This window comes from Comamonas sp. HJ-2 (assembly GCF_053615495.1).
The window spans coordinates 24315-38152 of record NZ_JBSIFD010000015.1 but is presented as its reverse complement, the minus strand read 5'-3'; the positions used below and the strand labels follow the sequence as shown (position 1 = coordinate 38152).

Annotated in this window: 11 protein-coding genes; 1 reads left to right on the top strand and 10 read right to left on the bottom strand. The window is 63.3% G+C overall.

Annotated elements, in window-relative coordinates; translation table 11 throughout:
* Positions 1-67: 67 nt before the first annotated feature.
* From purH to ACWGXF_RS13805, 4 genes are all read right to left on the bottom strand, one after another.
* Positions 68-1666, bottom strand: coding sequence for a bifunctional phosphoribosylaminoimidazolecarboxamide formyltransferase/IMP cyclohydrolase (gene purH / locus ACWGXF_RS13820; RefSeq protein ID WP_003071138.1), 1599 nt, complete (start codon positions 1664-1666; stop codon positions 68-70).
* Between the two features lie 87 nt (positions 1667-1753).
* A complete protein-coding gene (locus tag ACWGXF_RS13815) occupies positions 1754-1987 on the bottom strand; it encodes a Fis family transcriptional regulator (RefSeq protein ID WP_003071135.1) in 234 nt (77 codons plus the stop codon).
* Complete coding sequence (gene dusB, locus ACWGXF_RS13810; RefSeq protein WP_003071134.1) at positions 1984-3048, bottom strand: tRNA dihydrouridine synthase DusB; 1065 nt, start codon at positions 3046-3048, stop codon at positions 1984-1986. The genes ACWGXF_RS13815 and dusB overlap by 4 nt, the downstream gene beginning before the upstream one ends.
* A gap of 154 nt (positions 3049-3202) precedes the next feature.
* Complete coding sequence (locus ACWGXF_RS13805) at positions 3203-3967, bottom strand: M15 family metallopeptidase (protein WP_231879740.1); 765 nt, start codon at positions 3965-3967, stop codon at positions 3203-3205.
* A gap of 179 nt (positions 3968-4146) precedes the next feature.
* Between ACWGXF_RS13805 and ACWGXF_RS13800 the strand changes: the two genes are divergently transcribed.
* On the top strand, positions 4147-4668 hold the full coding sequence (locus ACWGXF_RS13800; RefSeq protein ID WP_256628535.1) for a YqaA family protein: 522 nt from the start codon (positions 4147-4149) through the stop codon (positions 4666-4668).
* A gap of 1 nt (position 4669) precedes the next feature.
* Here ACWGXF_RS13800 and ACWGXF_RS13795 read toward each other — a convergent pair whose 3' ends face one another.
* The 6 genes from ACWGXF_RS13795 to ACWGXF_RS13770 all read right to left on the bottom strand — a co-directional run bounded on the left by ACWGXF_RS13795 (position 4670) and on the right by ACWGXF_RS13770 (position 13760).
* Positions 4670-6037, bottom strand: coding sequence for a carbohydrate porin (locus ACWGXF_RS13795; RefSeq protein WP_452102043.1), 1368 nt, complete (start codon positions 6035-6037; stop codon positions 4670-4672).
* Between the two features lie 243 nt (positions 6038-6280).
* On the bottom strand, positions 6281-6901 hold the full coding sequence (locus tag ACWGXF_RS13790) for a response regulator transcription factor (RefSeq protein WP_054075481.1): 621 nt from the start codon (positions 6899-6901) through the stop codon (positions 6281-6283).
* Positions 6894-7994, bottom strand: a complete 1101-nt coding sequence (locus ACWGXF_RS13785) for a sensor histidine kinase (RefSeq protein WP_059440759.1) — start codon at positions 7992-7994, stop codon at positions 6894-6896. The genes ACWGXF_RS13790 and ACWGXF_RS13785 overlap by 8 nt, the downstream gene beginning before the upstream one ends.
* Before the next feature lie 89 nt (positions 7995-8083).
* Positions 8084-9409 (bottom strand): TolC family protein, encoded by a 1326-nt coding sequence (locus tag ACWGXF_RS13780; RefSeq protein ID WP_256628537.1) that lies wholly within the window; start codon positions 9407-9409, stop codon positions 8084-8086.
* A 38-nt stretch (positions 9410-9447) separates the two neighbouring features.
* Positions 9448-12618, bottom strand: coding sequence for an efflux RND transporter permease subunit (locus ACWGXF_RS13775; RefSeq protein ID WP_452102042.1), 3171 nt, complete (start codon positions 12616-12618; stop codon positions 9448-9450).
* Positions 12615-13760, bottom strand: a complete 1146-nt coding sequence (locus tag ACWGXF_RS13770) for an efflux RND transporter periplasmic adaptor subunit (RefSeq protein ID WP_256628539.1) — start codon at positions 13758-13760, stop codon at positions 12615-12617. Before ACWGXF_RS13770 ends, ACWGXF_RS13775 begins: the two co-directional genes overlap by 4 nt.
* Between the last annotated feature and the right edge of the window lie 78 nt (positions 13761-13838).

The following is a 13838-nucleotide window of genomic DNA, read 5'->3' as shown; positions in this document are numbered from 1 at the left end:
GTGTCGTCCCCCTCCGGCGCTCAGCGCCAGAGAGGGGGAAGGCGCGATAGCGCCTCAGGGGGAGCAATTAGTGCCTGAAGTGGCGCACGCCGGTGAACACCATGGCCACGCCACGCTCGTTGGCCGCATCGATCACTTCCTGATCGCGCATGGAGCCGCCAGGCTGGGCCACGCAGGTGGCACCGGCATCGACCACCACGTCCAGGCCGTCGCGGAAGGGGAAGAAGGCATCCGACGCCACGACGGTGTTCTGCAGCGACAGCTTGGCGGCTTCGGCCTTGATGGAGGCGATGCGGGCCGAATCCAGGCGCGACATCTGACCTGCGCCCACGCCCATGGTCATGCCATTCTTGCAGAAGACGATGGCATTGGACTTGACGAACTTGGCCACGTTCCAGGCGAACAGCAGGTCCTGAAGCTCTTCGGGGGTAGGCTGCTTGACGGTCACGACCTTGAGGTCGGCCAGCTTGAGCTCATGGTTGTCCGAGGTCTGCAGCAGCAGGCCCGAGCCGATGCGCTTGGACTCGATGGCGTTGCGGCCGTTGTCCCAGTCGGTTGCGCCGCCGGCGGGCAGAGCGATCTTCATCAGGCGCACATTGACCTTGGCCTTGAAGATTTCCAGGGCTTCGGCGCTGAACTCGGGAGCCATCAGCACTTCGACGAACTGCTTGGACACGGCTTCGGCAGCGGCCTTGTCCACAGCGCGGTTGAAGGCGATGATGCCGCCGAAGGCGCTGGTGGGGTCGGTCTGGAAGGCCTTGGAATAGGCTTCGAAGGCATTCGCGCCCACGGCCACGCCGCAGGGGTTGGCGTGCTTGACGATCACGCAGGCAGGGGTGTCAAAGCTCTTGACGCATTCCCAGGCCGCATCGGCGTCGGCGATATTGTTGTAGCTCAGCTCCTTGCCCTGCAGCTGCACGCCCGTGGCCAGCGAGCCGGGAGCGGGGTACAGATCGCGGTACCAGGCGGCTTGCTGGTGGCTGTTTTCACCGTAGCGCAGATCCTGCACCTTGATGAAATGGCCGTTGGACTGGCCGCCGAACAGGGCGCGCTCGGGCACATATTCTTCGCTGAGCTTTTCGTCTTCGAACTTGACGCTAGACAGATAGTCGCTGATCGCACCGTCGTACTGGGCAATGCGGTTGAAGGCCGCCACGGACAGCGCAAAGCGCAGCTTGTCGGACAGCTTGCCGTTCGCCTTGAGTTCGGCCAGCACTGCTTCGTACTGGTCGGCGGCGGTCAGAACGCCCACATCCTTCCAGTTCTTGGCAGCGGAACGCACCATGGCGGGGCCGCCGATATCGATGTTCTCGATGGCGTCGGCCAGCGTGCAGCCGGCCTTGGCCACGGTGGCTTCAAAGGGGTAGAGGTTCACGACCAGCAGATCGATGGTCTCGATGCCATGTTCCTTCAAAGCAGCCATGTGCTCGGGCAGTTCGCGGCGAGCCAGCAGACCACCGTGCACCATGGGGTGCAAGGTCTTGACGCGGCCATCCAGCATCTCGGGGAATCGGGTGACTTCGGCGACTTCGGTCACGGGCAGGCCCACGCCTGCCAGCAGCTTGGCGGTGCCACCGGTGGACAGCAGTTGCACGCCAAGAGCGTGCAGGGCTTGCGCAAATTCGACGATACCGGTCTTGTCAGAGACGGAGATCAGAGCTTTCATGGGCGTCAATTCAAAGTTTGGATAAAAACAAGCTGCAAGTGCATATATATCAAGCGCTTGCAGCTATGGATTTGGTAGCTTCGTCGTTCAGAGCAATTCGTGATCGACGAGCTTTTTGCGCAGGGTGTTGCGATTCAGGCCCAGCCATTCGGCGGCGCGCGACTGGTTGTTGTCGGCCTGGCCCATCACCACTTCCAGCAGCGGTTTTTCGACAAGACGAATCACCATGTCGTAGACATTGGCCGGTGTTTCGCCCTCGAGATCGCGGAAATAGCCCTCCAGGCTATCGCGAACGACTTGTTCTAAATTCTGATTGCTCATGCAGCCATTTCTGCCGGTTCGTCCAGCTCGCTGCTTGCTTCAGCAGCGGCCGTGGCCGCCGGGATCCGCTCCATCTGCTGCCCCAGGGCATCCAGATAGTCGGCCACGGCCTGCCATTGCACCGCACAGTCCTCAATAGTGTTGATGTGTTTTCTGAACTCTTCCCCGCCCGGCAGAGCTCGCAGATACCACGCAATATGCTTGCGGGCGCTGCGCACGCCGACTCCCTCGCCATACAGGCTGTAGTGATCTTGCAAATGTTCGAGCAGCAGACGACGCAGCTCGGCCACCAGGGGAGGAGCCAGATGCTCGCCCGTGGCCAGAAAGTGCGCGATCTCGCGAAAGATCCACGGCCTGCCCTGGGCTGCACGGCCGACCATGATGGCGTCCGCCCCCGTATAGGCCAGCACATCGCGGGCCTTTTCAGGGCTGTTGACATCGCCATTGGCCACCACGGGCACTTTGACGGCCTGCTTGACGGCCGCAATCGTGTCGTACTCGGCAAAGCCCTTGTAGCCCTGCTCGCGCGTGCGGCCGTGCACGGTCAGCATCTGGATGCCGACATCTTCAAACTGGCGCGCCAGCAGAACTGCGTTCTTGTGCGTATCGCACCAGCCTGTGCGCATCTTCAGGGTGACGGGCACGTTGTAGGGACGTGCGGCCTCCACCACGGCCTGGGCAATTTCCACGGCCAGCGGCTCGTTCTGCATCAGGGCGGAACCTGCCCATTTGTTGCAGACCTTCTTGGCCGGGCAGCCCATGTTGATGTCGATGATCTGCGCGCCGCGCTCGATGTTGTAGATGGCAGCCTCGGCCATCATGGGCGCTTCGGTGCCGGCAATCTGGACCGAGATCGGCCCAGGCTCGCCTTCATGGTTGGCACGGCGACTGGTCTTGAGACTGTTCCACAAGTCCTTGCGGCTGGTCACCATCTCGCTGACCGCGTAACCGGCCCCCAGTGCCTTGCACAGCTGACGAAACGGCCGGTCCGTCACACCCGCCATGGGAGCGACAAACAGACGATTTGCCAATGGAATATGACCAATGTGCAGGGCGGGCATGGAGAGAATTTGGTTTCTGCGGCAGACAATGTCTGGCACGGACCGGGCGCTGGAAAAGAGGGGGCAATTATACCTGCTCAAATTTTCAGCAAAACCAAACTCCATGCATCACCCTGCGAGGCGAGTCACTATCGGGCAATGCAGCACCGGCGTCTCAGTTTTTACGCACCGGCATATCAAAGTACTGCTCGGGATAGGGCTCGCTGACCAACGTGTAATGCCACCACTCCTCTGGCAGGTTCTTCCATCCGTTGCGCTGCATCAGGCTGCGCAGCCAGCGGCGGTTGTGCTGCACATCGGGCGATTGCTGGGCATTGTCGGTATGCGACTGCTCGTCAAATAGATCGAAGGGCGTTCCCATGTCCACTTCGATACCGTCGGCCAGCGGGCCACGCACCAGCTTTCTGGCGCGCTTGGCATCCACCACCAGCAGCGTCATGTCCACGGTGCTGGCACGGCTGTGACCCGATTTCTCGGCGATATAGCCACGTTTGAAGAGCTCGCTCTTGGGCACGCGCGGGTAATACATGTCCTTGTTTTTCTGATCGGCCATATCGCGCCCCCAGCGCACAAAGTCGTCGACGGCCGCCTGGGGCCGGTAACAGTCATAGACCTTCAGAGCCAGCCCCTGTCCAGCCAGTTCCTTTTGAACAGCTGCCAGAGATTCGGCAGCCACGCGGCTGAGCCAGCAAACCCCGGCTTCGTAGCCAGCCACGGGGCGGCCCATGAAGTTGTGCTTGGAGACATAGCGCATGTCCTGCTTGATGCCGGGCGCCAGCGTCGCCAGCGGCACCAGATCGGCAGCCACCGTGACCGCTGATCTGGCATCGGACGGCGCGATGGTCTTTATGTTCGATGCGCAACCAGCTATCAAAAGCAAAACGACCGCCAGGCCTGCGGCCTGACTCGATCGCATCATTTTTTTTAGAGGGCTGAAAGCCATTCCTACTCCCATTGATCTGGCGTTACCGGATAACACCTGTGTACGCATTTGGATAAGAAACCATATATCAACAGCCTGCAACTATGGCCGATGACCGAGAAATGACAGGATGCAAAGTTCAGGGAATTGAGCGACCCGCCTAAACTAGCCGCCCTATGGAAGCGTGGATACATCAGTTGCTGCAATGGCTGGCCCTGCCGGAGCTGGGCCTTAGCACCGTGTTTGTCGTGGCCCTGGTCTCGGCCACCCTGCTGCCGCTGGGTTCTGAGCCCGTGGTGGCCGCACTGGTCTCAGCCAACCCCGATCTGTTCTGGCCCGCCATTGTGGTCGCCACGGCGGGCAACACGCTGGGTGGGGCCATCAGCTGGTGGATGGGACTGGCCGCCAACCAGGCCTGGAACAAGGCCAAAAAGCTGCGCCGACATGGAGAGCCGCCGCCCCAGAACATGCACCACAAGTCACGCTGGAACCGCATCGCCCGTTTCTGGCTGCGCAAATACGGCGCCAAGGCCTGCCTGCTGAGCTGGCTGCCCGTCGTCGGCGACCCGCTATGCGCGGTCGCCGGCTGGGTGCGCCTGCCTTTCTGGCCCTGCGTCGCCTATATGGCAGTTGGAAAATTCCTGCGCTATACCTTGATGACGGCAGGCCTGCACCAGATCATCCTGCGGTTTTTCTAGATCAGAACTCGGTGTGCAAACGCACAGCCAGTGCGTTGACGGGCCCACGGTCCGCGTTGTATGCAGGGTTGCGGATATGCTGCCAGTCAAAGCTGATGCTGGATTGTTTGCTGATCCCCACGCTGTAGAACATCTCGAGAATATTCTCGGGCTTGTAGTTCAGACGCCCGTCACCAATGAACGCCCCCACCCCGCCCTCTGCCAGATACCGACGGTGTGTGGACGAGAGGAAATTGCGCGCCACGCCTATGCCCAGCGTATCGTTCGCCCGTCCCCATTTGCGCCCCTGGATCAGCAGACCCGCAGAAAGAGAGCGGTCGATTTCCGTGAAGGCATAGATTTCCGTCTTGCCATCGGCCCAGCTGCCACGGGCAAAAAGACCCACGTCATCACTCAGCGCCTGCTCCAGGTTGATGCCGAAGCCTTGCTTGCTTCTGGCACCGTAGCGCGCAACATTCAGATCCGGCACCGCCCCGGTCTGCGCCGCCAGGTTGAGTGCATCGTCATAGCGCGTCATCACGGCGTGGTTGCGAAAGACCAAAGCACGCAACTTGCCCGGCTGGCCCGCCAGCGTGTGCGCGTGGGCTACTTCCAGCTGATCGCCGTAGTGTTTGAAAATTCGATAGTCCAGCGGCTGGCCGTTGGGCTCCTTGGGCTGGATGAAGCGACCTAAGCGCACCTCCCAGTCGTCGTGAAACCACTCCAGCACCGCCCCCCAGCTGTAACCTCTGGCATCTGCGGCATAGTCAAACGCGCCTTGAGTCATCAGCGACCAGTTCATGAACTGCGTGCGCGGATCATGGCTGTAGCGGTTGTCGTCAAAGATATCGATGACCGCCAGATTGCCCACCGTGAGCACAGTACGACGCTTGTCCACCATGCCCGCCAACTGCCTTGCCTCCGACTCCACCGCCTCTTGCTCGCCGCCATGACTCCAGGTCTGGCGCAAGAATGCACGGGCGCGATAGAGCTTCAATCTTGCTCCCGAAGTTTTGGCCAATTCCCCATTGGTGAAGCCGCCCAGGCCTGCCAGTCCAGACAGAGGAATGCCCTGCGCGCCTTCCAGATCAAGATAGACCTCCCCCCCGGCCCATGGACGGTATCCGAGTGATGCAGTGGTCGTGAAGGAGTAGCTGCGTTCGCGCCCCGGCAACAGGCTTTTCTCTCCGGTATAGGGTGCAGAAAAGGACGGCTTGCGCTGCCAGACATAGGTGGCCTGGAACTTGGCATTCCACCTCTCAGGCTCTGTGTTTCCCCCACCCGCATCAGCTGCTGACGCTGCTGCAGAGGCTTCTTCACTGCCTGCATGGACTGGCTCTGCACTCTGCTGCGCATGAGCAGTCAGCCCCCATATCATGCACAAGGACATCAAACTGCCCGTGCAAAGCTTGGCGAAACCAATTTTGTTATTGAATGTTCTTTGCTGACGCATTGACCGCTCCTGGCGAACCCGCCATTGTGAACTGGCAAACCCGCACATGCTCCAGAAAATTCATGCGCAATCTGCACATGGAAACCGACACGAACAATTCTTACGTTCGCCGTACCGGCACCCGCGACGCCTGCTGCGCCCGCGAAGTGACAGTCCGGCAGGCCAGCCATGTGGCTGCCATCAGCGGATGCTCAGCTTCTCCAGCATGCGCACCAGCTCGGCAACCGAGCCGGCTTCCATCTTGCGCATGGCTTGAGATCGCCTGACTTTGATGGTGATTTCGCTGACATCCAGCTCTCCCGCGATCTGCTTGTTGAGCATGCCTCGCACCACGCCAATCAACACCGACTGCTCTCCACTGGACAGCGAATTCCAACGCGAACGCAACTCCAGCAACTGCCCATCCTGCGCGCGACGCTGGCGATCAAGGGCAATACCTTGCTGTATGGCATCCAGCAAGTCCTGATCGCGAAACGGCTTGGTCAGAAACTCTATGGCCCCGGTCTTCATGGCCTCCACGCTCATGGGAATATCGCCATGGCCGGTGATGAAGATGGTAGGGAAACGCAGCCCCTGCTCCAGCATCTGGCGCCTGAACTCCATACCGCTCTGGCCCGGCATGCGGATGTCCAGCACCAGGCAGGCCGGCCCCTCGGGCGGGCTCAGCTCCAGATGGACGAGAAAGTCGCGCGTCGCGCCGAAGGCGGCCACGACCAGTCCCACGGAGAGAAGCAAATCCTCGATGGCCGCGCGCACCGAGGCGTCGTCATCGATCACATACACGGTTTCGAGCTCAGCCAAGCTTGTGTCCTCCTGATGCGGGATCACCCGAGGCGACGAGAGCCGCGATGGTCACATGAAATACGGCGCCGCTGTGCCCGTCCTCTCGCTCTGTGGCCCAGATGCGGCCACCGTTGGCCTCGGCCATGTGGCGACTGATGTTCAACCCCAGACCCATGCCCTCACGCTTGGTGCTCCAGAAGGCATCGAACAAATGGCTTTTGGCCAACGGCGATAGCCCCTCTCCCGCATCGGTGACTGTCAGCACCAGCTGCTGGCCCAAGGCCTGGGTAGCCACGGCAATGCGCCGCTGCACGGCCGGCGTTTCCTGCATGGCGTCCATGGCGTTGAGCAGCAGATTGCCCAGCACCTGCAAAAACTGCACTCGGTCGCACCAGGCCGGCGCCAGACCCGGCGCCAGTTGCAGGTCCATGGCAATGGCGCGCTGGTTCAGGTCCGCGCCCGACAGATTCACCATTTCGCGCACTGCCTCGTTGAGATCGAACTTCTGCTTGCTCGGTGCCTCGCCGCGCGCCATGGAGCGGATACGCGCAATGACCTCGCTGGCGCGCCGCGCATCACCCAGGATGCGCTCCAGCGCCTGACCGGCTTTTTCGAGATTCGGTGGCTGCTGAGCCAGCCAGCGCTGGCTGGCATTGCCGCTGGTGACGATGGCGGCCAGCGGCTGGTTGACCTCATGGGCGATCGAGGCCGTCACCTGTCCCAGGCTGGTGGCCTGAGTGATGCGCAGCAACTGGGTCTGTGCTGCGTGGGCCGCATTCTGGGCGGCCACCATCTTCAGGCCCAGATAGGCCGTGATAACGATGGCCAGGATGCTGATGCCCGTGTTGATGAGTCCGGTTCGGTAGGCGCCAGCCGGCGTCAGCGCAAAGCTGGCCAGGGTGAGCGCTATGCACAGCGCCGTGGTGCCTATCACCAGGCGCGGGCTGAACCAGCGCACCGCCACGAGGATGACGGCCGTGTGGAACACGGCCGCGGCCACCGCATACTCGGTCAGCGTATCCAGCGCGAAGATGGCTGCCATGGTCGCTGCCATGCCAGCCAGGATCAGGGCCCGGCGCAGATGCAGGAAGCGTTGCGGTTTGGCTGTCATGGCATGCAGGGCGGAGCTCAGGGCGTGAAAGACCCGTTGATTGTGGCGCAAGATGCGCGCACGCCAGCCCTGCCCGCCTACTCCACTCATCACAGCGCGGGCCGCTGGCCTATGCTCAGTTGCAGATCGACCGTAGCCTTGGCCAGATCAGCATTGGCCTGCAGATAGCCGAGGTAGGCATCATCGGCCGAGCGCTGGGCCGACAGCAGCTCCAGCAATGAAGCCTGGCCGTGACGGTAGGACAGTCGGATGCTCTCGAGCACGCGCTGCGCATCCGCCAGCACATTGCTGCGATAGCGCTCCACATTCTCCTGCGCCGCCGCGAAACGGAAGTAGGCGGAGCGCACATCAGCCTCGGCCTTGTGCTGCGACTGCTGCAGCCCCAGCATGGCCTGGGTCACGATGGCCTCGGCCTGCAGCACCTCACCGCGGTTCAGGCGCGAGAACGGGATGGGCACGCTCACCGAGACCGACAACATGCGCGAGCGGTTGTTCGCATCGAAGACATTGCCTTTGGCATCCACACCCGCAGACGTGGCTGGTATGGCGGTCAATCCCACGGCCAGCGTGGGATTGACCCAGCGGTTGGCCTGGGCCAGGCCGGCATTGTCGCGCGCATTGTCCAGCGTGGCCTGGGCCACGCGCACATCGCTGCGCACATGCAGGGCCTGGGTCACCAGGACATCGATGCTCTTGTCGTTCGCAAAGGGCTGGAAATCGCATTGCAGCTCGTCGGAGCCGAAAATCTCCAGGATCCTGCGCCCCAGCGGCACGCTCAGGGCCAGACGTGAGGTCTGGGCATCGGCGCGGGCCTGCGTCACGTCGGCCTGGAACTGGTCGCGCTCCACGCGCGACTGCCGCCACTCAACGGCGCCGACGTCGCCGGCCTTGCGTCGCACCTCGTTGGCCTTGACCACATCGGACAGAGCATTGAGCGTCTGCTCCTTGCGCTCCAGCGCCTGGCGATCGCGGCAGGCCTGTGTGAAGTCCTGGGCCGCATCGGAGAACAGCTGGGTGCGGAATCCCTCGACCCCAGCCTCGGCCAGCCGTACCTGGCTGCGTGCGGCGCGAATGCGAGCCGAGCGCTTGCCGCCGGTCTCCAGCTCCATGCTGAGTTCATAGGTCCGGTTCTGCGGGCGCGGCAGGCCGCTATTGACCTGCTCGCGCGCAGCGCCCAGCGAGAGCTGGGGATCGGGTCGTATGCCCGCGATGCCGACGCCAGCCCGGGCCGACACCACGTTCTGCTGCTGTGATTGCAGGTCCAGGCTGTGCTGCTCGACAGCGCTCAGATAGTCGCTGAAGCGCAGCCCGGCGGCGGCAGGCTGCGCCGCGGCCTGGGCCAATGCCGTGCCACCCAGGCCCAGCGTCGCCAGCAGCAGAGCCAGGCGCTTGAGGGAAAGAAAGGGAAATTGCATGGTGCTTCCAAGTTGGTAGGTATCGCGCGGGCCCGGACTCAGGGGGCCATGCGCTCCGCGGCGGCCGGTGTCGTCACCGGAGCGGCATCCTCGTCGTCGAGTTCCCCGCGCTCGGCCGCTCGCCGGCGCTTGCGCTCAAGCGCACGCTGGGCACGCAGCTCGATCACGTAATAGAGATTGGGCAGCAGCAGCAGGGTAAGCAAGGTGGCGCTGGCCAGCCCGCAGACCACCACGGTGGCCAGCGGCCGCTGCACATCACTGCCCAGACCCGTAGCAAGCATGGCCGGCATGAGACCGAAGGCTGCCACCGTGGCCGTCATCAGCACCGGACGCATGCGGCTCGATGCCCCCTCAAGCACGGCATCGCGCAACTCCAGACCGTCCTCGCGACGCAACCGGTTGATCTGCGAAACCATGAGCACGCCCGACAGCACGGCCACACCGAACAGCGCGATGAAACCCACGGCACTCGAGACATTGAGCGTCATGCCGCGCAGATGCAGTCCGGCAAAGCCGCCGATCATGGCCAGCGGCACCACGCCCAGCACCAGCAGCGGCTGGCGCAGATTGCCGAACTCGCCGAACAGCAGCACCAGCATGATGCCCAGCGTCAGTGGCAGGATGACCAGCAGCCGTGCCTCGGCACGCTGCAGGTTCTCGAACTGGCCGCCCCACTCGATATGGGTCTTCTGGTGGTCGTACTGGAGCTGGGCATCGAGAGCCTCATGCGCATCCTTGAGGAAGCCCGCGAGATCACGGCCGCGCACATTGAGCTTGACCAGAATGTGGCGCTCGCCGCCCTCGCGCACGATCACGCTCTGTCCCACCGTGGTGCTGATGCGCGCCACATCGGCCAACGGCACCTGGGCGCCATTGGCAGCGGCCAGACGCAGCGCGCCTATGGCTTCGGGGTCACTGCGAGTGCCGGGCGCGAAGCGCACCGTCATGTCGTAGCTGCGTTCACCCACGTAGAGCTGGCCTATGGAGGCCCCACCCACACCTGTGGAGATCAGCTGGGCCACATCGGCCGCGTTGATGCCGTAGCGCGCGGCTGCCGCACGGTCCAGGTCTATGCGCAGATTGGGCAGCGGCGGCTCGATGTCCACGGCCACATCGGCCGCACCGGGCACCTTGGACAGAATGCCCACCATCTCGTCGGCCACGCGCCGGTCCTCGCTCAGGTCCTGGCCGTAGACCTTCACGGTCAGGTCGCTGTGCGCCCCCGAGAGCTTGTCCTGCACGCCGTCGATCATGGGCTGCATGAAGCCCACGGTATAGCCAGGCATCCTCTCGAAATGCTCAGCCATCTTGGCAATCAGTTGCTGCTTGTTCAGGCCCGACTTCCATTGATCGTAAGGATGCAGGCCCACGCTGGCCTCGATGTGCGAAGGCGTCCAGTAATCGGTGCCGTCGTCGTTGCGTCCAGTCTGGGTCACGACATAGGACACCTCGGGGAACTCCAGCGTGGCCCGGCGCAGCTCGTCGGCCATGTCGCGGGCTTTGTCCAGCGTGATGCCGGGAGGCATCTGCACCTGCAGCCAGATCGAGCCCTCGTCCAGATAAGGCAGAAAGTCGCGGCCTATGGTGCCGGCCAGCAGCACCAGCGCCACCATCGCCGCCGCCACGGCCCCTACCAGCCAACGCATCTTCCCCACAGCGTCGCTGAGAAAGCGGTCATAGCGCTCGCCCAGGAAGTAGAGCACGGGGTTGTGGAAGATCTTGCGCGGACGGCGAAAGGCCATCCAGGCCAGGCCCGGCGTGAGCAGCAGCGCCACGGCCAGCGCTCCCACCAGGGCCGCCCCCACGGCACTGGCCATGGGCGAGAACAGCTTGTACTCGATGCGCTCGAAACCGAACAGCGGCAGATAGGCAGCGGCGATCACGCACATGCCGAAGAAGATGGGGCGCGCCACCTGCAGCGTGGCCGAGATGGCGTCGCGCGGCGTCAAGGGCTTGTCCTTCTGGGCCTCGCGGCGGCGCAGAATGTTCTCGACCACGACCACAGCACCGTCCACCAAAATACCGAAATCTATGGCTCCCAGCGACAGCAGATTTGCCGGGATCCTGGCGTGATGCATGAAGACGAAGGCCAGCAGCAGCGCCATGGGAATCGTCAGCGCCACGATCAGCGCCGCGCGCGGGCTGCCGAGGAACAGCAGCAGCACCAGGGTCACGACGATCATGCCTTCGGCCAGGGTCTTGCCCACGGTATGCGTGGTGCGCTCGATCAGCGTGGTGCGGTCCAGATAGGGCACGACCTTGACGTCGGGCGGCAGCAGCTTCTCGTTGAGCTCCTTCACTGCGGCATGGATGCCTTCCAGCGCCTTGGAGGGGTTCGCGTCCTTGAGCAGCAGCACGATGCCTTCCAGCGTGTCGGAGTTGTCGTCCTTGCCCAGAATGCCGCGGCGCTCCACATTGCCATAGATCAGGCGCCCCAGGTCCTTGACCAGAATCGGCGTGCCGTTGTCCGAGGTCTTGACCACCACATTGCCCATGTCGTCGAGCGATCTCAGCAGGCCCACGCCGCGCACCACATAAGAGACTTCGCCACGGTCTATGACGCTGCCGCCGCCGCTGGCGTTGTTGGCATTGAGGGCCTCGATCACCTGGGACAGGGTCAGCCCGTACTGCAGCAGGCGCGCGGGGTCGAGTTCGAGCATGAACTGCGTGGTCAGGCCGCCAAAATTCGTCACGTCCACCACGGACTGTGCTTTCTTGAGGCGCGGAATCACCACCCACTGCTGCAGCTCGGACAACTCGCGCAGGCTGTGTGTGGGGCTTTCCAGCGTATAGCGGTAGACCTCGCCCGTGGGCGAGCTGTAGGGGTCGAGCGCGGCGCGCGCGCCATAGGGAAGATCGACCTCGTCCATGCGCTCCTTGAGGCGCTGGCGCGCCCAGTAGCCATCGACCCCGTCCTCGAACACCACGGTGATCAGCGACAGGCCGAACAGACTGCGCGAACGCAGCACATGCATGGCCGGTGTGGCCAGCAGCGCACGCTCCAGCGGAATCGTGATCTGCTGCTCGATTTCCTCGGCCGCCAGACCCGGCACCTGGGTGACGATCTGCGAGGTCACATCGGCGATGTCGGGATAGGCCTCGAGCGGCAGCTGCTTCCAGCTGAACCCGCCATACAGGGCTGCAAAGATGAAGATAAGCCACACCACGCCGCGACGTGCAAAACTGAGATTGACGATGCGCTCGATCATTGCAGCAGCACTCCACCGTTGACGACGATGCGCTCGCCGGCCGCCAGGCCCGAGCGGATCTCCACCTTGCCATCCTGCTGCTCGCCGACCTGCACGTCGCGTGGCTCAAAGCGGGCGCCCTTGTCCGTGCGCCCCTTGTCTACGAACACCCGTGAGCTCACATTGCCCTGGAGCAGCGCCGTGGTCGGCACCATGAGGGCGTCACGACCCGGTCCGTCGAAGCTCACGCGCGCAAACATACCCGGGCGCAACCGCCCTTCGCGGTTGTCCACGGCCACGCGCACCTTGACGCTGCGCGTGGCGGCATCAACGATCTCACCCACGTATTGCACACGGCCTTCGAGCTTGAGGTCGGGATAGGCGGTCAGCGCGATATGCGCTTGCTGGCCCACATCCACATGGGCTAGGTCGCGCTCGGGCACGCTGGCGCTGAGCCAGACCTTGCTGAGATCGGCCACGGTCATCACCGAGGCATTCACGTCGTTCCAATAGCCGCCCTGCGAGCCCGCCATTTCCACCACGCGTCCGCTGATCGGCGACCTGATCACATAGCTGCCGCGCGAGCTGGCCTGCACATCGGCACCAAGCTGAGCCAGGCGGTCGCTCGCAGCGCGCGCATCGGCGCTGGCTGCGGCCAGCGCCTGCTGCGCGGCCTCGTAGTCCTTGCGCGCCGCGATCTCGGCATCAAACAGCAGCTTCTGGCGGTCGAACTCCTGACGCGCCAGCAGCAGCGCGGACTGGGCCTTGGCATTGTCCGCCCGAGCGACCGAGATATCGGAGGAGTCCATGGTGATCAAGGCCTCGCCGACCTTGACCGGGTCGCCGAGCTGTCGATGCAGATGCACCAGCCGGCCTGCGACCGGAGGCGTGATCTTGACCATCTTTTCAGGCTCGGCCTCGATATTCGCCGGCGCCGAGATCAGGGTTTGGACCTGCTCCTGGGTGGCCTGTGCCAGCCTCAGCTGCGCCAGCACTGGAGATTGCGACGGCACCACGACCAGATTGCCTTCGCGGTGCAGCGCAGTCCGGCTATCGGCAGCGGCGGCCGGCGTCTGTTTGTCGCCGTTGCAGGCAGCGAGTGCCAGACACAACAGCAGGCAGGCAGGCCCTACGGGACTGCAGGAGTTCAGGGCTTGTTTCATAAGCAGCAAACAATGGCATCGATATGGCCAGGGCAGGTCCCGGCCCAGGATTGATCCTGTCTCGCCCTCGCAACTTCT

Excerpts from the sequence above, each read along its gene's own strand:
- purH (WP_003071138.1), bottom strand. The coding sequence starts at position 1,666 with ATGAAAGCTCTGATCTCCGTCTCTGACAAGACCGGTATCGTCGAATTT.
- ACWGXF_RS13815 (WP_003071135.1), bottom strand. The coding sequence starts at position 1,987 with ATGAGCAATCAGAATTTAGAACAAGTCGTTCGCGATAGCCTGGAGGGC.
- dusB (WP_003071134.1), bottom strand. The coding sequence starts at position 3,048 with ATGCCCGCCCTGCACATTGGTCATATTCCATTGGCAAATCGTCTGTTT.
- ACWGXF_RS13805 (WP_231879740.1), bottom strand. The coding sequence starts at position 3,967 with ATGATGCGATCGAGTCAGGCCGCAGGCCTGGCGGTCGTTTTGCTTTTG.
- ACWGXF_RS13800 (WP_256628535.1), top strand. The coding sequence starts at position 4,147 with ATGGAAGCGTGGATACATCAGTTGCTGCAATGGCTGGCCCTGCCGGAG.
- ACWGXF_RS13795 (WP_452102043.1), bottom strand. The coding sequence starts at position 6,037 with ATGTCCTTGTGCATGATATGGGGGCTGACTGCTCATGCGCAGCAGAGT.
- ACWGXF_RS13785 (WP_059440759.1), bottom strand. The coding sequence starts at position 7,994 with ATGACAGCCAAACCGCAACGCTTCCTGCATCTGCGCCGGGCCCTGATC.
- ACWGXF_RS13780 (WP_256628537.1), bottom strand. The coding sequence starts at position 9,409 with ATGCAATTTCCCTTTCTTTCCCTCAAGCGCCTGGCTCTGCTGCTGGCG.
- ACWGXF_RS13775 (WP_452102042.1), bottom strand. The coding sequence starts at position 12,618 with ATGATCGAGCGCATCGTCAATCTCAGTTTTGCACGTCGCGGCGTGGTG.
- ACWGXF_RS13770 (WP_256628539.1), bottom strand. The coding sequence starts at position 13,760 with ATGAAACAAGCCCTGAACTCCTGCAGTCCCGTAGGGCCTGCCTGCCTG.